The sequence below is a fragment of the Clostridium thermosuccinogenes genome, assembly GCF_002896855.1.
GTDB lineage: Bacteria > Bacillota > Clostridia > Acetivibrionales > DSM-5807 > Pseudoclostridium > Pseudoclostridium thermosuccinogenes.
This window is the reverse complement of the sequence record NZ_CP021850.1, coordinates 14966-41059: the sequence shown is the minus strand read 5'-3', so window position 1 is coordinate 41059 and position 26094 is coordinate 14966. Positions and strand designations below refer to the sequence as shown.

The 26094-nt window shown below is 43.6% G+C and carries 19 protein-coding genes, 1 tRNA gene and 2 other annotated features; of the genes, 8 read left to right on the top strand and 12 right to left on the bottom strand.

Features of this window, described 5'->3' with window-relative positions; genetic code table 11:
- Nucleotides 1-167: 167 nt before the first annotated feature.
- A complete protein-coding gene (locus CDO33_RS00175) occupies nucleotides 168-1043 on the bottom strand; it encodes an AraC family transcriptional regulator (protein WP_103082148.1) in 876 nt (291 codons plus the stop codon).
- Nucleotides 1044-1235: 192 nt separating this feature from the next.
- On the opposite strand from CDO33_RS00175, the gene CDO33_RS00170 reads away from it, so the two are divergent.
- The 3 genes from CDO33_RS00170 to CDO33_RS00160 all read left to right on the top strand — a co-directional run bounded on the left by CDO33_RS00170 (nucleotide 1236) and on the right by CDO33_RS00160 (nucleotide 4516).
- On the top strand, nucleotides 1236-2093 hold the full coding sequence (locus tag CDO33_RS00170) for a sugar phosphate isomerase/epimerase family protein (RefSeq protein ID WP_103082149.1): 858 nt from the start codon (nucleotides 1236-1238) through the stop codon (nucleotides 2091-2093).
- A 12-nt stretch (nucleotides 2094-2105) separates the two neighbouring features.
- On the top strand, nucleotides 2106-3263 hold the full coding sequence (locus CDO33_RS00165) for a Gfo/Idh/MocA family protein (RefSeq protein ID WP_103082150.1): 1158 nt from the start codon (nucleotides 2106-2108) through the stop codon (nucleotides 3261-3263).
- A gap of 242 nt (nucleotides 3264-3505) precedes the next feature.
- Nucleotides 3506-4516, top strand: coding sequence for a Gfo/Idh/MocA family protein (locus CDO33_RS00160; protein WP_103082151.1), 1011 nt, complete (start codon nucleotides 3506-3508; stop codon nucleotides 4514-4516).
- A gap of 119 nt (nucleotides 4517-4635) precedes the next feature.
- Here the strand turns inward: CDO33_RS00160 and CDO33_RS00155 are convergent, their stop codons facing one another.
- From CDO33_RS00155 to CDO33_RS00135, 5 genes are all read right to left on the bottom strand, one after another.
- A complete protein-coding gene (locus CDO33_RS00155; RefSeq protein ID WP_103082152.1) occupies nucleotides 4636-5406 on the bottom strand; it encodes a sugar phosphate isomerase/epimerase family protein in 771 nt (256 codons plus the stop codon).
- Between the two features lie 62 nt (nucleotides 5407-5468).
- Nucleotides 5469-6875, bottom strand: a complete 1407-nt coding sequence (gene gndA / locus CDO33_RS00150) for an NADP-dependent phosphogluconate dehydrogenase (protein WP_103082153.1) — start codon at nucleotides 6873-6875, stop codon at nucleotides 5469-5471.
- Nucleotides 6876-6989: 114 nt separating this feature from the next.
- A complete protein-coding gene (locus CDO33_RS00145) occupies nucleotides 6990-7811 on the bottom strand; it encodes an SDR family oxidoreductase (protein WP_103082154.1) in 822 nt (273 codons plus the stop codon).
- 95 nt (nucleotides 7812-7906) lie between these two features.
- On the bottom strand, nucleotides 7907-9421 hold the full coding sequence (locus CDO33_RS00140) for a gluconokinase (RefSeq protein ID WP_103082155.1): 1515 nt from the start codon (nucleotides 9419-9421) through the stop codon (nucleotides 7907-7909).
- A 164-nt stretch (nucleotides 9422-9585) separates the two neighbouring features.
- The gene (locus CDO33_RS00135) at nucleotides 9586-9822 is read right to left on the bottom strand and encodes a hypothetical protein (protein WP_103082156.1); all 237 of its coding nucleotides are present in this window, start codon (nucleotides 9820-9822) and stop codon (nucleotides 9586-9588) included.
- A gap of 148 nt (nucleotides 9823-9970) precedes the next feature.
- Between CDO33_RS00135 and CDO33_RS00130 the strand changes: the two genes are divergently transcribed.
- Nucleotides 9971-10534: a shikimate kinase gene (locus tag CDO33_RS00130; protein ID WP_422678805.1), complete on the top strand. Its 564-nt coding sequence runs from the start codon at nucleotides 9971-9973 to the stop codon at nucleotides 10532-10534.
- Between the two features lie 195 nt (nucleotides 10535-10729).
- Here CDO33_RS00130 and CDO33_RS00125 read toward each other — a convergent pair whose 3' ends face one another.
- Nucleotides 10730-11737 (bottom strand): polysaccharide deacetylase family protein, encoded by a 1008-nt coding sequence (locus CDO33_RS00125; RefSeq protein WP_161496550.1) that lies wholly within the window; start codon nucleotides 11735-11737, stop codon nucleotides 10730-10732.
- A 180-nt stretch (nucleotides 11738-11917) separates the two neighbouring features.
- Nucleotides 11918-12172 (top strand) — a binding site (T-box leader).
- Between the two features lie 42 nt (nucleotides 12173-12214).
- Between CDO33_RS00125 and leuS the strand changes: the two genes are divergently transcribed.
- A complete protein-coding gene (leuS, locus tag CDO33_RS00120; protein ID WP_422678806.1) occupies nucleotides 12215-14662 on the top strand; it encodes a leucine--tRNA ligase in 2448 nt (815 codons plus the stop codon).
- A 302-nt stretch (nucleotides 14663-14964) separates the two neighbouring features.
- On the opposite strand, the gene CDO33_RS00115 is transcribed toward leuS, so the two are convergent.
- The 3 genes from CDO33_RS00115 to pepF form a co-directional block, all read right to left on the bottom strand.
- Complete coding sequence (locus tag CDO33_RS00115) at nucleotides 14965-15471, bottom strand: DUF2284 domain-containing protein (RefSeq protein WP_103082159.1); 507 nt, start codon at nucleotides 15469-15471, stop codon at nucleotides 14965-14967.
- Between the two features lie 46 nt (nucleotides 15472-15517).
- Nucleotides 15518-16897 (bottom strand): TrpB-like pyridoxal phosphate-dependent enzyme, encoded by a 1380-nt coding sequence (locus tag CDO33_RS00110; protein ID WP_103082160.1) that lies wholly within the window; start codon nucleotides 16895-16897, stop codon nucleotides 15518-15520.
- Nucleotides 16898-17030: 133 nt separating this feature from the next.
- Nucleotides 17031-17290: a binding site (T-box leader), on the bottom strand.
- Nucleotides 17291-17471: 181 nt separating this feature from the next.
- On the bottom strand, nucleotides 17472-19277 hold the full coding sequence (gene pepF, locus CDO33_RS00100) for an oligoendopeptidase F (RefSeq protein WP_103082162.1): 1806 nt from the start codon (nucleotides 19275-19277) through the stop codon (nucleotides 17472-17474).
- Nucleotides 19278-19741: 464 nt separating this feature from the next.
- Between pepF and CDO33_RS00095 the strand changes: the two genes are divergently transcribed.
- Together CDO33_RS00095 and CDO33_RS00090 are read left to right on the top strand one after the other, a co-directional pair.
- On the top strand, nucleotides 19742-20317 hold the full coding sequence (locus CDO33_RS00095; RefSeq protein ID WP_103082163.1) for a DUF6648 family protein: 576 nt from the start codon (nucleotides 19742-19744) through the stop codon (nucleotides 20315-20317).
- 155 nt (nucleotides 20318-20472) lie between these two features.
- Nucleotides 20473-21111, top strand: coding sequence for a cyclase family protein (locus CDO33_RS00090; RefSeq protein ID WP_103082164.1), 639 nt, complete (start codon nucleotides 20473-20475; stop codon nucleotides 21109-21111).
- Between the two features lie 291 nt (nucleotides 21112-21402).
- On the opposite strand, the gene CDO33_RS00085 is transcribed toward CDO33_RS00090, so the two are convergent.
- A complete protein-coding gene (locus tag CDO33_RS00085) occupies nucleotides 21403-23736 on the bottom strand; it encodes a fibronectin type III domain-containing protein (protein WP_103082165.1) in 2334 nt (777 codons plus the stop codon).
- Between the two features lie 598 nt (nucleotides 23737-24334).
- Nucleotides 24335-25633: an IS30 family transposase gene (locus CDO33_RS00080; RefSeq protein WP_103083328.1), complete on the bottom strand. Its 1299-nt coding sequence runs from the start codon at nucleotides 25631-25633 to the stop codon at nucleotides 24335-24337.
- Between the two features lie 286 nt (nucleotides 25634-25919).
- Here CDO33_RS00080 and CDO33_RS00075 point away from each other — a divergent pair.
- A tRNA-Arg gene (locus tag CDO33_RS00075) sits at nucleotides 25920-25996 on the top strand.
- Nucleotides 25997-26094: the final 98 nt, after the last annotated feature.

The following is a 26094-nucleotide window of genomic DNA, read 5'->3' as shown; positions in this document are numbered from 1 at the left end:
AAAAGGTCAAAAAGATAACCGCAAATATTCATTTTTGAACGCCTCTGTAGTGTGATGCCGCAATGATGCTAAACTCGATGCCAAAAGGATAAAAAATAACGCTCAAGAAAAAACCGCAGTTTGCAATCATGCTCCCTTAAACCGGCTCACTCATCACAATCTGGCCTTTATTCCTCATAGTATCTGTTGGATTTTGCTGCGCTGTTCTTTCTGTACTGCCCCGGAGGCACGCCGACAATTCTTTTGAAAGTGCGTATAAAGTTGGAGTAATCATTGAACCCCACCGCCTGGCATGTTTCGGTAACGCTTGTGCCATCAGCAAGAAGCCTCTTGGCATCGGATATCCTCCTGAAAAGAACATACTCGTATATGTTTATTCCCATGCTTTTTTTAAACAAACGGCTGAGGTAAAATCTGTTCATATAGAATTTCTGTTCCAGAGTTTTTAAGGAGAGGTCACTGCTGAGGTTGCTGTTGATATAGTCAAATATGGGCACAAGCTTTTCAGGTATATTGGAGTTTTCAACCACATGCTGTTTGTCCATGAAAACCCGGTTTATAAAGACAAGCAATTCGATAAAGCTGGTCAGCTTTATAATTTCGGAGCCGCTATGCAAATTTCTGCCGGCATTTTCTATCCTCTTGAACAATTTCAGCACCTCGCTTACCTGGGCGGCATTGAGGCTGATTCTGTTCTGCTCACCCTTAGGTCTTCCCGTAAAGCAGTGAAGCAGGTCCATCTGATCGGAGCTGAAAATCTTCGCCACAGCCGGATCAAAATGAATGACTATCCTTTCATAAACCGAATTGGATTTAAAATATGGCTTGTGTATCTCATTGCTGTTCATTAAGAGCAAATCCCCATATTTCAGGTGATATACCTCTTTTTCAATAAAATAGTTGACATTGCCGGATATGAAGAAGTAGATCTCATACCTGTCATGGATGTGAAACTCAAAGCTTTCCGGCTCTTTGGACGATGTGTGGCCGTAGTCAATGGCCTTTGAAATGTTCTTATATATTTCCGGTATTTTCATGTCCATCCTATTCTCTTCCTTTCCAAGGCCGCTAATGTCAATAATAGCATACTTTAAGCCAATAAAAGCAATGAACTTGCGTTTATTATACAATACAATAAAATTTAAGTAAACAATATCAATAGAAGAGCCGTCAGGCTTGCTGCTTAAAAATCAATGCATCAAAAGACCGCTCTTAAGTACAAGGAGGTGCCAGACATGAGCAAATTCATATTAAGTGCTTTCGCCGACGAAATAGACGAAAACCTGCAAACTCAGATGGATGTATTAGAGAAGCATGGTATATATCATATAGAAATGAGAGGCGTTAATGGCAGAAACCTCACACAACACTCCCTGGAAGAGGTCATGGAAATAAAAAAACAGTTGGATGACAGGGGATTTAAAATATCTGCCGTAGGTTCTCCCATAGGCAAAATTAAAATCACAGATCCGTTTCTTCCCCATCTTGAGCTTTTCAAGCACACGATTGAAATCGCCAAAATCTTGGAAACAAGGTATATAAGAGTGTTCAGCTTTTTCATCCCTCAGGGTACCGATCCGTCCGAATACCGTGATGAGGTCATGGAGCGCTTCGGAAAGTTCATCGAAGCAGCCGAGGGCTCGGGGCTGATACTGCTGCACGAAAATGAGAAGGATATCTATGGGGATACCGCCGAAAGATGCCTGGATCTGATAAAAACGATGAACAGCAGCATCCTTAAGGCGACCTTTGATCCTGCCAATTTTGTGCAGTGCAATGTAAAGACTTACCCGGAAGCCTATGAATTGCTGAAAGACCATATTGCATATATGCACATCAAGGATGCCCTTTACAGTGACCACAGCGTAGTGCCTGCAGGCCATGGAGACGGCAAGGTAAAAGAAATTCTTATGGCGCTAGATGCAAAAGGTTTCGAAGGCTTCCTGTCCCTGGAACCGCATCTGGGTAACTTTAAAGGTTTTGCGGATCTGGAACAGAATGCTGATATCAAAAATCTGCCTGAAGGCGGTCCCAAGCTGTTTGCCATAGCAGCACAGGAACTGCATAAAATATTATCGGATATTAAAGGATAAGGGAGATGTGTCATGAGTAAGGTACGTATTGGTATTATAGGAATTGGCAACATGGGAAGCAGCCATGCTTTATATCTTTCAAAAGGAGAGGTTCCCAAGGCTGAGCTCACCGCAGTGTGCGACATTAAACCTGAACGGCTCCAATGGGCAAAGGAAAATTTGGGCAGTGGGGTACGCACGTTTGACAATGCCGATGATTTGATGTCCAGTGGCATTGTGGACGGCGTTATGATAGCAGTTCCCCACTACAGCCATCCACCGCTTGCCATAAAAGCCTTCGCCAAAGGCTTGCATGTGCTGGTGGAAAAACCGGCCGGGGTTTATACAAAACAGGTAAGGGAAATGAACGAAGCCGCAGCAAAAAGCGGTAAGGTTTTCGGCATAATGTATAACCAAAGAACAAACCCATTATACCAAAAGCTGAGAGAACTCATAAAATCCGGTGAACTGGGAGAGCTCAGAAGAACCAACTGGATTATCACCAACTGGTTCCGCACACAGGCCTATTATAATTCCGGCGGATGGCGCGCCACATGGGCAGGAGAAGGAGGAGGCGTTCTGCTCAACCAGGACCCCCATCAATTGGACCTGTGGCAGTGGACCTGCGGTATGCCCAAGCGTGTGCGGGCTTTCTGCGGCTTTGGCAAATATCATGATATCGAAGTAGAAGATGAAGTAACTGCCTATGTAGAATATGAAAACGGTGCAACCGGCGTATTCGTTACCACTACCGGTGAAGCCCCCGGAACAAACCGTTTTGAAATAGTCGGAGACAAAGGAAAGATCGTCATAGAAGACGGAAAATTAAATTTCTGGCGTTTGCGTCAGTCCTCCAGCCAGTATATAAGGGAAGCCAAAGACGGATTTTCCCAGCCCGAGTGTTGGAAATGCGAAGTCCCGATCCATGGAAAGGAAACAGCCCATGCAGGCATTACAGCCAACTGGGTGGATTCCATATTGAACGGCACACCCCTCCTGGCTCCTGGATATGAAGGCATTAACGGCTTGCAGATATCCAACGCCATGCACCTGTCCGCATGGACCGACAATTGGGTGGACATTCCGGTGGATGAAGAATTGTTCTACAGCATGCTCCAGGAAAAAATCAAGAATTCAAGATTTGTTAAAACCGTGGACGAAAAAACGTTGGACTTGGAAGGTTCCTTCTAAACTGATGATTTAAACTATTACTGCTGAAATATTAAGGCAATTTGTTGTGCTAACCAATTTGAGATAGCATTGTGGAGAGTTAATAGAGATAGTTAGCGAAGTGAATTGATTTGACCCGTAACAAGCATACTAGCTCTTTAACTTGAAACTTATGTTTAGAAAATGCTAGCACAATGAGTTATACTATTTATGACCGGGAAATTAATTCCTGGACCATATAATAAGGATCGAGGGAAAACACAATGAATAAATTCAATGTCGGAGTCATAGGCTGCGGAAACATATCCGGAATTCATATGGACGCGCTTTCTGCTTTGCCGGACGTAACGCTGTATGCCGTTTGCGACATAGATGAAAGCAAAGCTGCAAAAGCAGCAGAAAAATATAATTGCAAGTATTATACCGACTACAGGGAAATGCTGAAGGATAGCAGCATAGATTCTATCCATATCTGCACGCCCCATTACCTGCATGCGCCTATGGCCATAGATTCTATGCTCGCAGGAAAGCATGTGTTGTGCGAAAAGCCCATAGCCATCACCTCTGAAGATGCACAGGAGATGATTCGCGTATCCGGGGAAACAGGCAAAAAGCTGGAAATCTGTTTTCAGAACAGGTATAATGCCACTTCTGTAAAAATAAAGGAGATTTTGGATTCCGGCTCAGCCGGCAGGATTTTAGGTGCGAAAGCCTTCGTCACATGGAAAAGGGACAAAGACTATTATGCCAGCGGAGCTTGGCGGGGAACATGGGAGCAGGAAGGCGGAGGAGTACTGATAAATCAGTCGATACATACCCTGGATCTCCTGCAATGGTTCCTGGGAGATGTAGACAAAATAAAGGGTAATGCCGACACCAGGCTTCTTGGAGATTACATCGAGGTAGAGGACACTGCCGAAGCCACTATTGTGTTTAAAAACGGAGCCACAGGACTCTTTTATGCTACGAACTGCTACGCTACCGATTCCCCTGTGGAGATTGAGATTTTTTGTGAAAAAGCTGTTCTTAAGCTATCCGATGGCCTTAATGTAACCTACAAAGACGGACGGACCGAGCACATAACCGAGGCTGACACAAAAACCGGCGGCAAAGCTTATTGGGGAAGCGGCCATGCGGCATTGATCAAGGACTTTTACAGACGCCTTGGCACAGGAGAAGATATGCCGATAGACGGCTTCCAGGCGTTAACGTCTTTGAAAATGATTGAAGCGGTATATAAGTCTACAAAAACAAGGGAGTATGTCAAGTTCTGAGCCTGTATCGCAAAAATGCAGAAGGATTTAAAAAGGCGGAAGGATTTATCTATCTGATAAACCTCTCCGCCTTTTATTTCCGCCTTTTTTGACCGATTAAGACCGGATATGCCTTTGCATTACCGGGCAAGCTTCCTGAGAAGCGAAAGTGCCGCAGGAGCATCCCTGCCAAGATCTTTGGTGTTTGCTTCAACACTTACTCTTCCCTTGTACCCTATTTTTTTCAGAGCACCGAAGAATGACTCATAATCGTCTTCCCCTGATTCCCTGGGGAATACTCTCCCGTTGCTGTTGGCTATGTGAGTATGGACGAGGGCTTCTCCGGCCTCAATAATATCATCCATGCTTTCCGATTCCTTTCGCATATGGTAAAAGTCAGCCATCTGCATCACATTGCCATGGTTTATTTTTTTAATCAAGTCCAGACTTTCTTTAACTGAATTGATCAGGTTGGACTCGCTTTTATTCAGAGGTTCAACAGTGACAATGATACCGCACTTTGAAGACTCTTCCGCCACAATTTCAACAGCCCTGGCAAATTGATCCAATGCCTTCTCCATCTCCCAGCCGTCGGGGAACCGTCTTGCTCCGCCATTGCCAACAACAAAAATTCTGGTTCCCAAAGCAGCAGCCCTTTCCGCAGCTCTCCGGGCATAGTCGGAGACAGTGCTTTCGCCCGCAGCATCCGGCCCTGTCAACCTCATATCCCATGGGAAATAGGCATTCATCACTTCACATTTGATAGAACAGCCATCCACCAGCTTTCTAAGCTCTAGGAACTTTTCCTTCTCCAGTGATGCTATGCTGTTAACACCGGCTTCCAAATAATCAAATCCCATTTCCTCAAGCTTATATATGTTCTCAATACCTGTGCAAACCCCAATCTTCATATCAACATCCCCATATTTCTGAAAGCATCTTTCATCTTATACGCCTTACATATTATGTTTGCTTAAAACCACTTATAATGGAAGATTCCGTCCCTGTCCACTCTTTCAAAGGTATGGGCTCCGAAATAGTCCCTTTGTGCCTGCAGCAGGTTTGCCGGAAGGAATTCACTCCTGTAGCTGTCAAAATAGGCCAGGGCACTGGAAAATGCCGGTACTGCCAGGCCATGCTCTATTGATACCGATATAACCTTGCGCCATGCCGACTGGTAGCTCTCCAGCACATCCTTAAAGTATGGGTCGAGCATGAGATTTGCCAGCTTCGGATTCCTATCGTAGGCATCTTTTATTTTCTGCAGGAAACGTGCCCGGATAATGCAGCCTCCCCTGAAAATCATGGCTATATTTCCATAGTCGAGATTCCAGCCATATTCTTCCGAAGCCGCCTTCATTAAAGCAAATCCCTGGGCATAAGAGCATATTTTGCTGGCATAGAGGGCTTTTCTCACCAGTTCTATAAATTCATCCCTGTCTACTTCCAACTTCTTGGGCTCCGGACCCTTCAAAATCTTGCTGGCGGCAACCCGTTCAGCCTTTAATGCAGAAATTGCCCTTGCATATACGGCCTCAGTAATGGTAGGAGCAGAAACACCCAGTTCCAAAGCGCTCTGGCTGGTCCACTTTCCGGTACCCTTCTGTCCTGCCCTGTCCAGTATGACATCCACCATCGGCTTACCGGTATCAGCATCTTTCTTTGTAAATATATCAGCAGTTATCTCTATAAGGTAGCTGTCCAGTTCTCCCTTATTCCATTCGGAGAATACCTCATGCAGTTCCTCCGCAGTTAAACCCAGCAGCTCCCGGAGCACATAATAGGCTTCACTTATCAGCTGCATGTCACCGTATTCTATGCCGTTGTGCACCATTTTAACATAGTGGCCGGCTCCATCCGGGCCAATATATGTACAGCAGGGATCTCCATCCACCTTTGCAGATATGGCTATGAGCACCGGCTCTATAAACTCATAGGCATCCCTCTGACCGCCGGGCATTATGGAAGGGCCTTTCAACGCTCCTTCTTCCCCTCCGGAAATACCGGTTCCTATATATCTGAAGCCTTCCTTTTCCAGTTCCCGGTTTCTCCTTATTGTATCCATAAAGAAGGAATTGCCTCCGTCTATAAGGATGTCCCCCCTGGACAGATACGGCTTAAGCTGCTCTATCGTATCATCCACCGGTTTCCCCGCCTTAACCATCATTATTATTTTTCTCGGGACTTCCAGAGAATTCACGAATTCTTCAATGCTATATGTCCCCACAATCTTTTTATCTGCGGCTTCCGCCAGCAGTTCGTCGGTTTTTTCCCTTGAACGGTTATAGACTGAAACCGAAAACCCACGGCTTTCAATATTCTTTGCCAGGTTTTTTCCCATAACGGCCAGTCCGATAACCCCTATCTGTTGCTTGCTCATAAAATCCAACCTTTCTATCTGTATTTATGTAAAACTGCAAAAACAGCTAATAGTAAAAGCACCATCATGTACACAATAAACCTTTTAGATGGCTCATTGTCCACATCCACGCTATTAAACTCCCGAAAATGCTGAAAATCCTCCATCAACAGGTACAACTACCCCGGTGACAAACCTCGATGCATCGGAAGCCAGCCATATCAAAGTTCCGATAAGGTCTTCCGGTGCCCCGAACCTTCCCATGGGGGTATGATTAATTATGTCTCTGCCCCTTTGGGTGAGCTCTCCGTTCTCAGGATTTGTAAGCATGAACCTGTTCTGCTCCGTCAGGAAAAAGCCTGGCGCAATGGCATTTACCCTGATTTTCTCACCATAGTTCTTCGCCATATCAACAGCCAGCCATTGTGTAAAGTTGCTTACCGCCGCTTTAGCTGCTGAGTAGCCGGGTACCCTTGTCAGCGGTCTGAAGGCGTTCATCGATGATATGTTTATTATTACCCCGCCCTCAGGATTCTTTACCAGCTCTTTTCCAAATACCTGGGAAGGCATCACCACTCCGGCCGTGAGATTCAATCTGAAGACATTTTCTATAGCTGATGCAGGCAAATCAAAAAACGATACGGTATCAGATGTTGTAGCGCCTTTCATGTTGCCTCCCACCGCATTTACCAGAATATCCACTCTTCCAAAATCCTTTATAATAGCCTTGCACACATTATTCAACTCATCCAGGTCGGTAACATCCAGCTTATACCCTTTTGCTTTTACACCCTCTTTTGCTATTTCAGAAGCAGTGTTTACAGCCTTTTCTTCATGCAGGCTGCATACAGCCACACCAGCACCGGCATAAGCCAACCCTCTGGACATGGCTGACCCAAGAACACCGGCACCACCAAGTATCACTGCATTTTTCCCCTGTAAATTGAACATATTCATAAAATTCCTCTCCCCCGATAAATTTGTACTATTAATATCAAATATACCAAGGACATAAGCCAAGGTAGTCTAGCCATCCATCTTTTCCACTTGCCTTACTTCAGCATGCCTTGGGTTACATTCTGATATAGCTCTTTCGCGGATTTATAAGCCTTTGCATATATCTCATGGTTCTCCGGTGATGGAGCGATGACCTTTTTTGGCTGCATGCCCGGGAGGAGCTTTTTGATATCCCGGACCTCTCCTAAAGCCAGCATGCATAAATAGGCCGCCCCAAGAGCTGATGCCTCTTCCACTCCCGACACCAGTATTTCCTTGTTGAAAATGTCCGCCTGCATCTTAAGCCAGACATCGGACTTGGCATATCCACCATTCGCCCTTATATGTACAGCGCTGTCCCTTAATCCCGATATCACCTCATACACTGAGTACATTCTGTACATTATTCCTTCCATCGCTGCCCGGATGATGTGCTTCCTTCCGTGAGAAAGGCCAAGGCCGTACATCATTCCCCGGACACCGGCATTCCAGTCGGGGCTTCTCTCCCCGGTGAGATATGGAAGAAAAATAAGGCCGTCGCTGCCCGGCTTGATTTCGTCTGCAAACCTGTCAAACAGCTTATATATGCTTTCGTTATAGAGTCCGGCATCATGCTCGAATTGATCCCTGAACTGCTCCTTCAACCATTTAAGCACTATCCCTCCGTTGTTGATCGCGCCCCCCGACACCCACAAATCCTCCGTAAAGGAATAGCACCACGTTCGCTGCTGAGGATCCAACAGCGGTTTGTCTGCCGATATGCGTATCGCACCACTGGTGCCTATTGTTGATGACATGGAGGTGTCATCATAAACTCCACACCCCAGGTTTGCCATTATTCCGTCTCCGGAGCCTATAATCACAGGAGTATCGGCATCAATTCCCATTGCTCCGGCATATTCGGGTTTCATACCTTTTAATGCATATGTACACTCAACTATATCACTGAATCTGTCGGTGCTTAAGTCCAGGATGCCCTCTACCATATCCCTGTCCCACTGGTGGCTGTATACATTGCAGTACCCCTGGCTTGATGCAAGGGTATAATCCACCACAAATTGGTTATACAGCTTATAAATTATGTACTCCTTTATTGTTATAAACTTATAAGCCTTTTTAAAAATATCCGGAGCGTTGTTTTTAAGCCACAAAAGCTTGCTCAGAGGATACATAGGATGCTGGACCCTGCATCCTGTCCTAAAGTAGAGGTCTTCCGCATTAAAGCGTTCCGATATAAGCTTAGCTTCCTTATCTGCCCTCGTATCCATCCATGTAATCAACCTGGTAAGAGGGGTCCCTTCGCTGTCTACAGCCATAAGGCTATGCATCTGGCAGCTTATGCCTATGCCGGCGATACAGCTCTTTCCTGATTCTGATTTACCGATGCAGTCCTTTATCACCTTAAGGCTGGAGTTGAATATAAGTTCCGGGTCAAGCTCAGCCCATCCGTCGGTATCGCTTATTATAGAGTACTCGATGCTTTCAATGCCTATCTGAAAGCCTTTGTTATCAAACATGACAGCCCGGACGCTTGAAGTTCCTATATCCAGGCCGATGAAGCATTCGTACATACCAAAACCCCAATCTGATGTTGATATATATTATTATATATCATTTTATAGTCGTAATATGGCACTAATTGCCTCTTTTTAATGCAAATATTGCTTAATAAAGAAAAAAACCCAGAAGTATCTTCTGAGTATAATTTCTGAGTACAATAATGAAGTATAAGATATTACCTTTGGTCTCCGCTTCGTATGATTATCTGGTTTCTTCCGTTTTTGAATGATTTTTTGACATCATATCCCCTCGTCACCAGCGTGTCATATATTCTGTCCGTCTGATTGAAATAATTGTTGCCGACATCAAGAATCAGGGTTTCTCCCCTCCCAAGGTTTTTGGATATATCCTCCAGGGTCGCATCAATATTCAGATTTTCCGCATTTATAATCTTCTCTTCATGCTCACTCATAGTGTCAAATCCTCCTCAATATTTAAATCAACAGCATAGGCATCAGCTAAAAATAGCCGCCGGCTGTAATATAATGGCATAAAGACTTCAAGTATTTCAATTTGCAACCTTGTCATCTATAATATTATTATCAGACAAGGGTTAATATATGAATTTTTATACAGGGCGATATGCCTGCAACTGGACAGAAAGATATGAGGTGATTTTATCCATGCATGACAACAACATAGTGCTGATCGGTATGCCCGGTGCTGGAAAAACCACTGTCGGAATGCTGCTTTCAAAAACCTTGGAAATGCCTTTTATCGATACGGACAATATCATCCGGGAAAGAGAGGGTTCTTCCCTTCAGGATATTTTAAATGAAAAAGGCCTTAAAGCCTTTATGGAGATTGAGGAAGCTGCGGTGATGAGCCTTGACACAACAAACCATGTCATAGCCACCGGTGGCAGTGTGGTTTACAGCAGGAATGCAATGCACCACTTAAAAAGCCGCGGTAAAATTATCTATCTGCAGCTTAATTACAGGAATCTGGACAAAAGGATAAAGAATATGTCCACCCGTGGAATTGCAAGAAATGAAAGCCAGACGCTTCTTGACATTTATAAGGAAAGGGTGCCTTTATATAAAAAGTATGCCGATATCACCATTCATTGTGCGGGAAAACACAAAAGCAGGATAGTGGAGGAGATAATTAAAAAGCTCAGTTGATTATCAGTGTCTTGATTGCTCTAGCAGACTGAAAGTCCACATACTATTAAATTAAAAAAATTTATATTTTTATGTATAAGGAGGTAAAAAGGGGTCAAAAATAATACTGACCTCACAAAATACATTTTGACCCCCTTTACATGGTTAGTCGAAAGACTAACCCCTTTTTTTGCCTGTTATATACTTTTGTTTTACTTACATTCCCTGCACATATTTTGAAAGAACACCGAACTTGTAACCCTGGGCGGACAAGCCTTCAATTATCTCGGGAAGAGCTTCCACTGTGGTATCCTTGCTGCCGGCATCATGCATCAGGACTATAATATTTTTCCTGCCCTTGGTGCCGGAAAGCACATTATTTACAATCGTTTCCTTAGGTACCATGCCTCCGGCCAAGGTCGCATCCGAAGCCGTCACATTCCAGTCAAAATATTTGTAACCTCTTTTTGAGGCCTCTTCTATAATTTCCTTAATGATCTCCGATCCTCCTGCCGATTTGCTCACCGTATTGTGGGAGCCGCCGGGAAACCTGAATATATCTGTAGTCTGTCCGGTAAAAGCTTCAAGCAGCGAGTTTAGCTTATCAAAGTCCTCAAAGAAAGCATCCACGGATGAATATATCTTGCTGTAATCATGGGAATAGGTATGATTACCGATTGCGTGGCCTTCCTTTAAAATTCTCTTATATCTTTCCGGCATGTTTTGCCTGCCTACTACAAAAAAAGTCGCTTTTATCTTGTATTTGCTGAGGATGTCCAGAACTTTTTCAGTGTTCTCCGAAGGTCCGTCATCAAAGGTCAGATAAGCCACCTTTTGATTTTTGTTTTCTGTGATCCCTGCCGCACCATAGAGCTTCAATTTTTCTTCCATGTCCTTCAGCCTATCTTCATATTCCTTCTTTTCTTCCTGCAGGTGTTCGATTTTAGAATCTTTTTCCTCAATATCCTGCCTGAAGCCTGTATTTTCCTCTTTCAAGGCAGAAGCTTCCTTTTCCAGGGCAGATATTTTCTCCTTAAGGCTGTCCCTCTCTTCTTCCAGCCTTTGTATTTCTTCTTCCAAGGCTGATACTCTCTGTTCATTAGATGTGCGGTTTTCCTGAAGAAGGCTGAAGGCGGCAAGCACCGGAATAATTGCTAGTAAAACTGGTATGATAATAAGAAAAAAGCTCATGGACGGTTTTACTCCCGGATGTTCCTGAAACAAAGCTATCCCCCCAAATACGGAATAATAGAACATAAAAATACCGCTGATTTCAGTATATTACAAATGCATTACAGAAGCAATGACACTTATCGGAATAAAATCAGCCGGCCATGTCAATACTTGATAAACAAACGGCTTGAAAATACTCTTATTTTGTGATAATATTTTCAAAAGTATAGTTTAAAGACTATGAAGGGGATTAGTAAAAGGTTAGCGGAACTCTCAGAGAGCCGGGGAAGGTGCGAGCCGGCAGTAACACGCCTTTGAACTCACCCTGGAGTTGCTGCCTGAATAATTAGGGTAAGCCGGGTTTTCCCGTTACAGAAAGGAACGGTATTTGTAAAGCTTACATTTCACCGATGCCGTTCACAGAGGGAGCTTTCTTATAAAGGAAGCTAACTAGAGTGGTACCGCGGAAATTACCCCGTCTCTTGCTGAGGCGGTTTTTTTAATGTTTAGCAGACATAAAGGAGTGATATTATGCCATATTCAGCAGACATCGATAGAAAATGGCAAAAGAAATGGGAAGAGACCAAGCTGTATAAGTTTCATCCGGAAAACATAGACAAGAAGCTGTATTGTCTTGAGATGTTTTCATACCCTTCCGGAGCAAAGCTTCACGTAGGCCATTGGTATAATTATGGCCCCAGCGATTCATGGGCGCGGTTAAAGAGGATGCAGGGTTATGAAGTTTTTCAGCCTATGGGCTTTGATGCTTTCGGTCTGCCTGCGGAAAACTATGCCATAAAGACAGGGATACATCCCAAAGATTCAACCCTTCAAAATATTGAAACCATGGAAAGGCAGCTAAGGGAAATGGGAGCCTCCTTTGACTGGGACTATGAGATCGTTACCTGCCTTCCCGATTACTACAAATGGACTCAATGGCTGTTTCTGAAACTGTATGAAGCCGGACTGGCTTACAGGAAGAATGCCCCTGTCAATTGGTGCCCCAAGTGCCAGACAGTTCTTGCCAATGAGCAGGTGGTGGATAGCTCCTGCGAGAGGTGCGGTACGGAAGTAACCAAAAAAAATCTTACCCAGTGGTTTTTCAAGATAACAGCATATGCCGATGAACTGATAGAAAAGCTGGATGAGCTGGACTGGCCGGAAAAAACCAAGAAGATCCAGATAAACTGGATAGGAAGGTCCGAGGGAGCAGAAATTGAATTCAAGGTCAGCGGCAGTGACCAAAGCTTTAAGGTTTTCACCACGAGAGCCGACACTCTGTATGGCGTAACTTATGTTGTATTGGCCCCGGAGCATGATCTGGTGGATGTTATAACCACTCCGGAGTGCAGGGCAAAAGTCGAGGAATACAGGGAGTATGCTAAAAAGCAGACGGAGATCGAAAGAATGTCTACCGTCAAGGAAAAAACCGGAGTATTCACCGGAGCTTACGCCGTACACCCCATAACCGGAGAAAAAGTCCCCATATGGATTGCGGACTACGTGCTTGCCAGCTATGGCACAGGATGCGTTATGGCGGTGCCTGCCCACGACGAAAGGGACTATGAATTTGCAACCAAGTACAACTTGCCTATCAAGCGCGTTATTAAAGGGGCTGAAGGCGTTGACGACAAGCTTCCTTTCACGGAATATGGAGTACTTGTGAACAGTGAGGAATTCGACGGAGTAAAATCCGAGGATGCGAGGAAGAAGATAGTTGAGAAGCTGGAGAAGGACGGAAAAGGTTCCCTGAAGATCAACTACAGGTTGAGGGATTGGCTCGTGTCCAGACAGAGATATTGGGGCGCTCCCATACCTGTGATACATTGCGAGCACTGCGGCATTGTACCTGTTCCGGAAGAGGATCTCCCCGTATTGCTTCCATATAACGTGGAATTTACTCCCGACGGCGAGTCCCCATTAAAGAAGAGCCAGGAGTTTATGAATACCACCTGCCCGAAATGCGGAGCTCCGGCAAAGAGAGATCCCGATACGCTGGATACTTTCGTATGCTCGTCGTGGTATTACCTGAGGTATCCGGACAATAAAAACAGTAAGGAACCCTTTAATCCGGAATGGATTAATAAAATGCTGCCGGTAGACAAATATATAGGAGGACCGGAGCATGCAGCAATGCATCTCTTGTACGCAAGGTTCATAACAAAAGCTTTGAGGGATCTCGGCTACCTCAAATTTGACGAACCTTTTAAATCCCTGACACATCAAGGAATCATCCTCGGGCCTGATGGGAACAGAATGAGCAAATCCAAGGGTAACATCATTTCACCCGATGATTATGTAAGCAAGTATGGCTCCGATGTGTTCAGGCTGTACCTGATGTTCGGCTTCAACTATACTGAAGGCGGTCCCTGGAATGATGATGGAATCAAGGCTATAGCAAGGTTTGTGAGCAGGGTTGAAAGGCTCGTAGAAAGGTTTAATGAGATAAAAGGCGATGCCGGACGAAATGACATAGCCTCTTTTGAAAAAGAATTAAATTATGCTAGGCATTTTGCAATAAGAGGCGTAACGGAGGATGCCGATAAGTTCCAGTTTAACACGGCAATATCCAGAATGATGGAGCTGGTAAACGCCCTTTACAAATATGATTCCGACGTACCGCAGAAAAACCTCAAGTTTATGGAAGAAGTTATAGCAGACCTTATAAGGCTCCTGGCACCCTTTGCCCCTCACTTTGCGGAAGAAATGTGGGAGCAACTGGGTTATGAATACTCAATATTCAACCAGAAATGGCCGGAGTGGGACAAAAATGCCCTGGTCAAGGACACGATAGAAATTGCAATACAAGTCAACGGGACTGTAAGAAGCAAGGCAGACGTACCGTCAAATGCCGACAACAGTGAGGTTGAAAAAATAGCTCTGGCTGATGAAAAAATAAAACCGTTTATAGACGGCAAAGAGATCAAGAAGGTAATCGTAGTAAAGAACAGGCTGGTCAACATAGTTGCGAAATAAAAGCCAATATGCATCCGGAAGAGGTTTGACGTCAATAGAACACCGCCTTTTCCGGATAAAACAATGAAGCAAAAATAAATGAAACCTCCTATAGCGGGATTTATAAAACCGTCATAGGAGGTTTTTAGTTAAGGTTATACGCGATATGAAATTTTACCTGGAAAACTGATTGCAAAATGAAATCCTGCAGTCAAAAACAATAATTTTTAGCAACTCCAAAGCTTTGTGAACAATATAGCTTTCTCTTTATAATGCCGCATTTTCTTTATGTGCCAAGATTTCATACAGGGCAGTACTTGATGTCATTCTATAAAGACCGCCGAGTACCAGTTCTGCTCCTGATCCTTGTCTTTTAATGTTTCAATAGGAAGACCGAATTTTCTGACCGTCTTGAACACGTCAATCCCTACGCTGTGAAACGCCGGCCTTGCCTTTATCGGATTGGCGCATTCCTTTCCCTTAAGCCCCATGCATTCGGAGCATATAGCACAGTCGCTCAGCGAAAAGGCCATGTATTTCCCGTTCAGAAACGCCTCCCTTTCAATCTGGAAGGAAACCTCCTGGGAAACTTTCTTGCTGGTAGAGTGTATAATGATGCCCCACGAATATCTCTTAAACACCTGCTCATACTCCCACGGTTTGAGCGAACCTGGCCTTGAAGGGCATGTATGGCCTTTGCCCCAATCCCCGCAACCGAACATGCACTTTAATATTGTCCGGGAATCAAATTCAATATCACCAATACTGAAGGCGACCGCGTGATCTGCTCCCAGTTCCAAAGCTCTGTCGATATAATATTGTTCCTCCATAATTTCCCCCTAAGAATCATAAGAATCAAATGATTTTCTGGGTAAATTATATCACATTTCCATCAATCTTTGGCAATCCTTCGAATCCTTTTTGCAAATCTTCATCGGTAGGTATATAGTCGTCCATAGCTCCTTCATTATACTGCATGTATGCTTTCAAATCGAAGTAACCTGTGCCTGTGAGGCCGAAAAGAATGGTTTTGGCTTCTCCCGATTCCTTACACTTCAAAGCTTCCTGAATTGCACCATATATGGCATGAGCAGATTCCGGAGCCGGAAGTATCTGTTCCACCTGTGCAAACTTGACGGCAGCTTCAAACACCTTTGTCTGTTCGGCGGAGATTGCCTCCATGTATCCGTCATGATACAGCTTTGAAAGCACCGGGGACATGCCGTGATACCTGAGGCCTCCTGCGTGATTTGGGGAAGGAATGAAGTTGCTTCCCAGAGTATACATCTTTGCAAGGGGTGTGATTCTTGCCGTATCGCAAAAATCATAAGCATATTTGCCACGGGTGAAAGACGGGCAGGAAGCCGGTTCTACGGCTACAAAACGTGTATTCACCTTGCCTTGCAGCTTATCCTTCATGAAGGGTGCTATCAGGCCCCCCAAGTTGGAACCTCCTCCAGCGCAGCCTACTACCACATCCGGGTATTCACCCAGCTTCTCCAGGGCTATTTTGCTTTCCAGACCAATGACGGACTGGAACAGCAGCACCTGATTGAGCACCGAACCCAAGGCATACCTGCAGTCCTTGTCCCTCAGGGAAGCCTCTATGGCTTCGGAAATTGCACAACCCAGGCTTCCTCCCGTATTAGGATCCTTAGCCAGGATGGCACGCCCGGCTTCAGTGGTGTCGGAAGGGCTGGGAATGATTTTGGCGCCATAGGTCTCTATTACCCCTTTCCTGAAGGGCTTTTGCTCATAGGAAACTTTAACCATATAAACCGTCAAATCGATGCCGAAATATGCACAGGCCATGGAAAGTGCGGTTCCCCACTGTCCTGCTCCGGTCTCGGTGGTAAGGGATTTAAGCCCCTGCTTCTTTGCATAGTAAGCCATAGGCGCGGCTGCATTGAGCTTGTGGCTGCCTGAAGTGTTGTTTCCCTCAAATTTAAAGTAAATCTTAGCCGGCGTATCCAGAGCCTTTTCAAGATTATACGCTCTGACCAGAGGTGATGGCCTGAAGGTTCTGTAATATTCCTGCACCTCCTCAGGTATGTCGAAGTACTCTGTAGTGTCATCCATCTCCAGCTTCACCAGCTCTTCGCAGAATATAGGGTACATTTCCTCCGCCGTAAGTCGCTTTAATGTTCCCGGATTAAGAAACGGATCATGCTTCTCCTTCATGTCTGCCCGCAGATTATACCACTGTTTGGGTAACTCCGACTCTGAAAGGTATGTCTTGTAAGGTATCCTCGCCATAATTCTTTCTCCTCTCTTTTTGTTGTTTGTTATGATTTATGTAAATTTTATGATTTTTCAAAACCTATTTGGCATGTTAGTTTTGCATAACCACTTTGGTTTTGTGTAACAAAAAAAGCTTTCATCCTTAAATTTTAAGGACAAAAGCTCTATGACTTCTGCGGTACCACCTAAATTGGCCTAAAAGGCCCCCTTTATCCATACACCATCATGTATGCTCCCCTTATAACAGGTGGAGTACCCGTCAGCCGCTACTTTATCCCGCAATTCAGCATCAATTTCACAGCTGCCCTCGCGAGTCCATTCAACCTGTCTTTCGCTTCCGCAATCCCACCACCTGCAGATCTCTTTGAACGCAGTGTCAGGCATACTTCTCTCGCTCATCGGTTTAACATATTTTTATATATATTATATTCTGATTTTGCATTTGTCAACACCATTTTAAAATTTATCACACCAAATCCGCAAAGACTGCTTTTTTATGCCGCCATGCTGATAAATTTTATTTTAAATTATATAGCCATAATCCGAGTGTCCCTTTGGTCCGCTGCAATGATGCTCGCTTTTTAACAGTTTAAATAAGCTTCTCCAGTTCTTCCAGCACCTGAGCGAACACATCCAGAGCATCCTGGACAGGCTTGGGCGTAGAAAGGTCCACTCCGGCTTTCTTTAAAAGCTCCAGAGGATAATCGGAGCCTCCGCTGCTCAAGAATCCTATATACCGTTCCACAGCCGGCTGGCCCTCATTAAGTATCTGCTGGGAGATGGATGTGGCTGCTGAGAATCCCGTAGCATACTTGTACACATAAAAGCTGGTGTAAAAATGCGGTATCCTTGCCCATTCCATGGCGATATCTTCGTCCACCGTCACCTCAGGCCCAAAATATTTCACGTTCAAATCATAATATATCTTGGACAGGGATTCTGCTGTCAACGCCTCACCCTGCTCAATCTTTTCATGTATAATCTTCTCGAACTCGGCGAACATGACCTGCCGGAATACTGTACCTCTGAACTCTTCAAGGTAATGATTCAGCAGGTAAGCCTTTTCAGCCTTGCTTTGGGTATTTTTAAGCATATGCTGCATGAGCAGCGATTCGTTGACTGTAGATGCAACCTCCGCTACAAATATCTTGTATTCCGAATATATATACGGCTGAGTTTTGTTGGTATAAAAGGTATGCAGAGCATGCCCCATTTCATGGGCTATCGTAAATACATCATTAATGGTGTCCTGATAGTTCAACAGCACATAAGGATGGGTATTGTAAGCCCCCCAGGAATATGCTCCGCTGGTTTTGCCCTGGTTCTCATACACATCGATCCAGCCCGACTCAAAACCTTCTTTCAGATATCCTACATATTCCCCACCCAAAGGCTGAAGCCCTTGCTCAACCATCTTCAATGCCTCCTCATAAGGCACTTTCTTGCCGGGTTCTTCCACGATGGGCACATACAGATCATACATATGCAGCTCATCCAGCTTCAAAGCCTTTTTGCGCAGCCTTAAATACCTGTGAAGCAAAGGTAGGTTCTTGTTTATGGTATCGATCAGGTTATTGTATACATCAACGGAGATGTTATCGGAATCCAGGGAAGCTTCAAGGCTTGAACCATACTTCCTCACGGAAGAATAAAACCTGTTCTTTTTTACATTGCCTATAAGAGAAGCCGCCAGGGTGTTTTCAAATTTTTTGTAAGAGCTGTAAAGGGCATGGAATGCATCCTGCCGCACCCTTCTGTCTTTATTTTCGAGAAAACTTATATACCTTCCCTTTGTAAGTTCAACCTCTTCTCCGTTTTCATCTTTAATCACCGGGAATTTAATATCGGCATTGTTGAACATTGTGAAAATGTCCCGCGGAGCCCGGGCTATCTCTGAAGAAAGTGCCAGAAGCTCCTCTTCCCGCTCCGAAAGGGTATGATTTTTCTGCCGCAGCAGTTCATCTATATAATGCTTGTATAGCCGCAGATCCTCATTTTTCTCCAAAAAGCCCTTTAACTTCTCCTCCGGTATAGAAATAATCTCAGGCACTATAAAGGAAACCGATGCATACACTTCGGTGGCAAGAGTTGCCGCCCTGTCAGCTAAGGCCTGGTAGAAGCCGTTGGAGTTGTCCTCATCCTTGCGCATCCTCGCATATACAAACACCTTATCGTTCAGCGACAGCATCTCGTCGCACAATTTCAAACACGCCAGTAGTTTTTCATCGCTTTCTCCAAGGGTCCCTCTAAAATTCTTTATCTCTCCCGAGAGAGCTTTTACCTTTTTAAAATCCTCTTCCCACTTTTCGTTGTCTTCATAGATATGTTCCAGTGCCCATTTATATTTAGCATCAATTTCATCACGCTTTGGCAGTGTATTAGTTTTACCAGCCATCTTCATACCTCCTTCAGCCAAATTATGGATTATCCCTATTATATCGGATAACCATCACCCAAGTCAAAGATTTATTATCCTCTGTCGACAAGATTTATAAAACTCCGCTATGGGAATTCCAGTGCCAAATCCTCTCGCCATGAAATCATTGTAGAAACCATACTTCATGAAGCTATGTATATGATTTACCACAATTTATTTTTAATGCAACATCCCTTGCAGCCTGCTTTTTGCATAAATCCCCTGTGACTTGTGAAATTTATTCTGTGGGATGCTAAAGAAATATCCCTGTCTGCTTTGGTTTATGTCTGCTTTGGTCTCTGTCTGCTCTTGCTTCTGCCTGCCTTCACAGCCTTTGTATGGAGCAAGCTTGATCATTTAGGGATTTGGATATTGTGCCCATACCCTTTACAATTTGCAAAAACTCGTTTATCATTGGAACATGACAGGCGGTGCATAACTTTATGAATAAATTTGACCAGTTTTTAAGACACAGACAAAGCCTCCTAATACAATACAAAATGGGGGATATGACTAAAAGCGAATTTATTGAAGAAAATTTCCGGTATATGGAGAGCCTTGATATCAAGCCTTTCACAAAGGTGGATAACATAAAAAAGGCTGTATACAATCACCATTATTATAACACCTATGCCAAGTACTGGCGTTGGATTGCCAATGACCCAAAAAATTCAGATAAGGAACGCCGCAATTACTATGCGGAGTCCATGAATTATTACCATTTAAAAGATAAAACCACCCTTGCCCTGCTTCGGCTGATTGATTTCAACTGTGAGGCATATTACGTCAATGTCAAATCAAAACAATTGAAGGGCAAGCTGATTGAGATTGTCATAAAAGACCCTGATATATTGATGGAAATTGATGCTTTTCATTACCTGGGCGATTCCGATGAAGGGGATTTTTTGATTCTTCATACCAAGAGCGCTGCAATTGCCGATGTTTTGAGAGCAGAAGGCCTTTTGGAAAATAAAAAGCAGCAATCCCTGACGGATGATTATATTAACAAGAAATATTAGCAGTAAGCCGGGGAAGCTAAAAACAGAAAATATGTTTGCAATAAGGCACTAAGCCTCAGGAAGTGTTTAACCTACCAAGATGATAGCAAACCCGGATATTTTTCTTTGAGTTATACATGAAGAATCCGCCATTTATAAGGAAAGGACGTGGTTGCATGAAAATCAGGCGCATTATCGATATCAGCAGAAGCATTTACCCAGGCATGGCCCTATGGCCTGGAGACAAGGATATGGAGATTATAAGGGATCAATCTATAAAGAATGGCGACGGATGCAATGTATCTTCCATAAAGATAGGCTTGCATGCAGGCACTCATGTGGATGCTCCCTATCATTTCATAGATGACGGAATAAAGATAGACTCCCTTGATCTGTCCCGGTTCACCGGATACACCAAAGTCTTTGAACTCAATGTTGAAAGATGCATAACAGAGAAGGATATCATCTCTTTTCCAATCGAACCTGGCGATGCGGTATTTTTCAAAACCGCAAACAGTTCTATACCTGAGGATGGAATTTTCCGGGAGGATTTCATCTATATAGACAAATCAGCAGCGGATTATCTTGTGGAAAAGAAGGTCAGGACAGTAGGGGTGGATTATCTTTCGGTTGAAGGCTTCCATACAAAAAGCAGCCAGGTGCATACCACCCTTTTGTCAAATAACATCGGTATAGTTGAAGGCCTTATGCTTAAGGATGTGGAGCCAGGGGAGTATTTTTTCTCTTGCCTGCCCCTTAAAATCGATGGCGTAGAAGGTTCCCCGGTCAGAGCAGTTCTGATCGAGGAAGGTTAAGTATCTGTTTTTATTAATTATAAAAGACATTTTTTTAAACTATCGTGAAAAAAGGAAAAAAAGATTGCCGGCCCAGACATAACATTCAACGATAAAATAGTCAGCCCTGCTTGTCTTAAAACAGGCAGGGCTGATATATTTGATGCATTAATTGCATTAATTGCATTAATTGAATTTATTTTTATTGTGTTTATTGTACTCATTTTTAGTATTAAAGATATTAAAGCTATAAAAATGCTTTATGTCAATCAGGAGGCCTTCTCCTGGGATTTCGCAACCGCTCCCTATTTATCAAAGCATCCTCAGCAGATTATACAGTACCCATGCAGTTTCCGCTCGCGTTATGCCGGCTTTCGGATCCAAATAGGTTCTGCCGTTTCGTATCCTTTCGTTTATGATCTTCTCACCCACAAGGGACGACATGCTTGTCAAAGCGTAAGAATCTATGGAATCCCGATCATAATATTTATTCAGCACCGACTCTCCATACCCTGTAAGCGGTTTATCAAGAGCTTTCATTGTCCTGGCAACAATAACGCTCATATCTTGTCTGCTCAGAGGATTTCCCGGATAATAGCGGTTATTTTCATCTCCCGAAACAATTCCCAGTCCCTTCAAAATCAGTATCTCCTTGTAATGCTCAGTTCCTGGGTTTACATCGTCGAAAGCTCCCGCAGTTGCCTTTTCAAGGTCAAAAGCTTTCACTATGATTGCGGCAAACTCTCCTCTGGTTACGATTCCTTCAGGATCAAAACGTTTTTCCTCGCCGACTGCCATTATCCCTCTGGAAACCGTGGTCTGTATTGCTCCATATGCCCAGTAGCCGGAATCTACATCGGCAAATTCTTCGCCTTTTCTCGTCGTCACATATATTTCCCTGCTGTATTTTGATTTTCCGTTCTTGTTAAAAGCCCTTATCCTGTAGCAGTATCTTGTTCCCGGTTTTAGGCCGCGATCCAGGTAGGATTCAGCATTTGCACCCGTTTCGCCCACCTTGCTGAAAGTCCTGACGCTGCCCTGTCTCCGTTCTATCTCAAATCCCAGCTCATCATCGGAATTGTCCGTCCATATAAGGCGTACCTCTGTGGAAGATAAAACTTCAATTCTAAATCCGGACGGAGCTTCAGGTATGTCTCCTATGACCACCTCCAGCTCTTCGCTGTATGCGCCTGAGTTATTCACGGAGTTAAAAGCCTTAACCCTGTAAAAATAATGGACATTCTTCGCCAGACCTGTATGGGTAAAGCTCGTCTTACCTGCTCCCAGGGTGGCAATCACGCTCCAGGCACCGTCCATCCCTGTTTTTCTCTCAATTATAAAACCAGTTTCATTGCTGGAATTATCAGTCCATGTCAATCTTATTTGGGAATTCGAATCCACAGTATAATTCAAATTTCCCGGCGCTTTTAAACCTTGAGCATATGCTGCCGCCTCATTAGTGAAAGCAGAAAATATATCCTTTTGAAAAACAGATGCCCGCACTCTGTAATAATATTTTTTACCAGCAAAGACCTCGCTATCTGTATAGCTCTTTACGTTTCTTCCTACCGAATCAATTTTACTCCAAGAACTTGATCCCTCTTCCCTTCTCCATATCTCAAATCCGGTTTCTCTGCCCGAATTATCATCCCAGCTTAAAGCAATTTCCGTAGATGATATACCTGATGCCTTAAGGTTAACGGGTGATTCCAGGTAGGTGCTGGTTACCGCCACCTCATCGGAGTATGCATAGCTGTTTGCAGTCGCTACTGCCTTCACCCTGTATGTATATCTTGTATTTGCATTTACTCCCCAGTCGCTCCAATAGGTGGTGTTGGCCGCCACATATCCTACAGTTGTAAATGTATCTTCACCATCGGCCCTTCTCTCAACATAGTACATGGTTTCATTCTCACAATCGTCCCAATGCAGGGATATACGTGCATTGGTAACAGCATATCCATATAGGTTTTTCGGTCCGTCCATCAAGACATGCGCCCCTATTCCCACATTATTGTTGGGATATGTGCGAGAACTCACCTGAGTTCCTGATACCGCTTTAACCCTGTAATAATAAATTGTATTTGGCTTCAATCCTTCATCGCTATAACTGTTGACATCCTTGCTTACCGTCGCTATGAGCTCCCATTCGCCATCCTTCACCCTTCTTTCAATAGCCGTCTCGTAGCTTTGGGAGTTGGGATAGGTCCATGTCAGGTCAATCCTGGTGGAAGACATAGGGGTAACTTTAAGAGATATGGGCGCCTCAACCGCTGTGGTCGTTGTGGACACTTCAGCAGTATATATATGGGTCATTTTAGATGCATCAATCCAGCGAACCCTGTAAGTATAAACCTTGCCGATTGAAACACTGGAATCGGTATAGCTTGTGGAATTCGCAGGCAAGGATGCAATCTCCTTGAAGTCTTCGGAGTCAACCTTCCTGTCAATTATATAGCCACTTTCATTGTTCAGGTTATCCTCCCAGTCCAATCGTATCTGTGTAGTATACAATACAGTAAGCTTAAGAGATGAATCTGCCGCTCCATATGCAGCCTCATGGCCGGCTATGCCCGCTGCGACCACTGTAATCACCAGTATTATTTTTAAGAAATCCTTCCAGTCTATCTTTTTCAAGCCAAACACCGCTATATCCTCCTGTCATATCTGTCGATAAATCATAAATGAAGCAATACGTCTCTCAGACAGAATTATCTGTTTTTACATTCAACTTTTTAAACAAATCCTATATTATTATCGGATAAAATATGTAAAAACTGAAGGTTGGGACTGAGCCGGCCATAAAATTGTTGCATTTTATATATTTACTGCCTTTGAGGTAGCAGGATGACATAGTTTTACCACGCAGTTTATTGTTTATAAGCTGTTTAGTGTAAAACCATTATAAATTTGTTTAAGGTATGATCTAATTTTCAATTGGGTATAATTTACATGGTCAATTGAAAAGGTAATTTCCACTTTGCAAAAGTAAATTCCATGGATGCTGTTATCATTGAGAAAAATAGTAATTCAGCGGGTTTTGGATTAGTTTATTTAGGCAAATTTTTAATGCTTTTCAGTCAATAATAGGTTAAAATATGAAGTAGAGGAACAAAGCCAGCCCTTTTTTGGGTATATCAAACTAGAGGTGTGAAGATTAACTAACTTTTTGCAAGAGTAATTTCCACCCTGTTTGTAAATGCTTATAGAGTTGTGGCTGGTGGTGCCTCTGGTTATTTAATATTTATTTCTTAAGAAGGGATGAATGCAGGGTGACATTATCTGTCGGGATGAGTTCTACATTCATCCTTCTTAATATTTCTTCCCCGTAGAGCAATCCAAAAGCCCAATAAGGGGTTTTATCCCCGAGATTCAGTCGACTGTACGAGTTGATATGGTTCATCATAAGAGTTATGTCCCGCTGAGTAAACTCATCAAGAGAAGTACCCTTTGGGATAATGCGTCTAATCAAAGCATGGTTGTTTTCTGCTGCGCCTTTCTGGTAAGGAGCCAGCGGATTACAGTAGAATACACAGGTTCTGCGTTGCCCATGTGAATCGAATTCAATAGCGGACGGATTCGAGAACTCACTGCCGTTGTCACAAAGTAATACCGGGAACAATTTGCGGAAGGTATCCGGGCCTAGTTCCAGGTAAAGCTGATCAAAGATATCAATGACAGATTGGGAGGTATTAGCATCTCTAATGAATGCGAGCATGAGCTGTGGGACAGTAAAATGCAGTGTCAGCAGGACTTTGCCGCCTATTCTTCCTATTACCGTGTCCATTTCCACTACGGGAAGGTCCGGATGCTCTTGCATAAATTTAAGAAAGTCTTGATAAGTTCGGCCTATTCGGCATTTTTTATCCACTTTGAACTGGTCTTTTCCCTTTTTACGTCTGCCCATACGTACAACTCTTGGCATATCGATATTTTTTGCTGTAAAGATACCCTTGTCCACATAGTTGTAGAGTGTGCGTTCATCGAGCATGATTTCATCAGCATGGTTAATGCATATATGGTGGAGTGACTGGCCTTTAATTAGCAGCGGGCTAATAATGGAATCCAATCTTATCGCTTCTTCTTCAGTGATTTGTAAACCCTGACGGCACTCAGAGCGTACTGTCTCGTATTCTCTTTGTGCATGTGTTGCAGAATAAATCCTCTTCTCTAATGTACAAGACTGTTTGTCTTCACAACCATTACAAACATAGGGCGGCTTCGAAAGCTTGGGACAAATTTCCTGTTGATACTCATGACATAGTGATGAACACATGCGAGACTTGCAAGCGCGACAATAACGGCTACAACGCAAACTGCCGCAAAGATGCTTAACAGGGCAACCAATACGATGTTTACAATCATTGAACACTCTTCCATAACAGCCGGTTTTCCTAAATTGGATATGGTTCTTCACTTCCTTGGATATCGTGGTTGGGTCCTTTCCAAGCTCGCGTGCTATGCTTTTGAATGATTTCCTGCTGATTAACCTTTGTTCAATTATATTTCTTTCTTCCTGACTCAAATGTTTAAAGCCACGCATATATGTACCCCCTTCAGAGGCACCACCATATATATCATAGCTTTTTGAGAGACAATATTCCAGCTTTCACAAGAAAATAGGAACAGTGTGATCTTTGCAAAAGTAACTTCCACCTTTCTCATTTCTAGCGATTTGCAAAACTAAATTCCACTGTCTATGAATTTGGGGTGGAAATAACTTTTTCAATTAAACGTATAATTTACATTGATATGAGTTATATAATATGCTTATTATAGGGGTTGACAAATCTCATTTTCTACTCTATAATAATAATTCGTTAGCTCATGCGCCCATAGCTCAGCAGGATAGAGCGTCGGTTTCCTAAACCGCAGGCCGGAGGTTCGAATCCTCTTGGGCGCACCAGTTACATAATATTTTTAATAAAAAAGGATTGTATTAATCCTTTTTTTATTTTATATTTTTTTCGATCCTGTTGTGAGGTTTTGCTTAATTTAGGTTTT

Coding starts and splice junctions, on each gene's coding strand:
- CDO33_RS00175 (WP_103082148.1), bottom strand. CDS start 1,043: ATGGACATGAAAATACCGGAAATATATAAGAACATTTCAAAGGCCATT.
- CDO33_RS00170 (WP_103082149.1), top strand. CDS start 1,236: ATGAGCAAATTCATATTAAGTGCTTTCGCCGACGAAATAGACGAAAAC.
- CDO33_RS00165 (WP_103082150.1), top strand. CDS start 2,106: ATGAGTAAGGTACGTATTGGTATTATAGGAATTGGCAACATGGGAAGC.
- CDO33_RS00160 (WP_103082151.1), top strand. CDS start 3,506: ATGAATAAATTCAATGTCGGAGTCATAGGCTGCGGAAACATATCCGGA.
- CDO33_RS00155 (WP_103082152.1), bottom strand. CDS start 5,406: ATGAAGATTGGGGTTTGCACAGGTATTGAGAACATATATAAGCTTGAG.
- gndA (WP_103082153.1), bottom strand. CDS start 6,875: ATGAGCAAGCAACAGATAGGGGTTATCGGACTGGCCGTTATGGGAAAA.
- CDO33_RS00145 (WP_103082154.1), bottom strand. CDS start 7,811: ATGAATATGTTCAATTTACAGGGGAAAAATGCAGTGATACTTGGTGGT.
- CDO33_RS00140 (WP_103082155.1), bottom strand. CDS start 9,421: ATGTACGAATGCTTCATCGGCCTGGATATAGGAACTTCAAGCGTCCGG.
- CDO33_RS00135 (WP_103082156.1), bottom strand. CDS start 9,822: ATGAGTGAGCATGAAGAGAAGATTATAAATGCGGAAAATCTGAATATT.
- CDO33_RS00130 (WP_422678805.1), top strand. CDS start 9,971: ATGAATTTTTATACAGGGCGATATGCCTGCAACTGGACAGAAAGATAT.
- CDO33_RS00115 (WP_103082159.1), bottom strand. CDS start 15,471: ATGGAGGAACAATATTATATCGACAGAGCTTTGGAACTGGGAGCAGAT.
- CDO33_RS00110 (WP_103082160.1), bottom strand. CDS start 16,897: ATGGCGAGGATACCTTACAAGACATACCTTTCAGAGTCGGAGTTACCC.
- pepF (WP_103082162.1), bottom strand. CDS start 19,277: ATGGCTGGTAAAACTAATACACTGCCAAAGCGTGATGAAATTGATGCT.
- CDO33_RS00095 (WP_103082163.1), top strand. CDS start 19,742: ATGAATAAATTTGACCAGTTTTTAAGACACAGACAAAGCCTCCTAATA.
- CDO33_RS00090 (WP_103082164.1), top strand. CDS start 20,473: ATGAAAATCAGGCGCATTATCGATATCAGCAGAAGCATTTACCCAGGC.
- CDO33_RS00080 (WP_103083328.1), bottom strand. CDS start 25,633: ATGCGTGGCTTTAAACATTTGAGTCAGGAAGAAAGAAATATAATTGAA.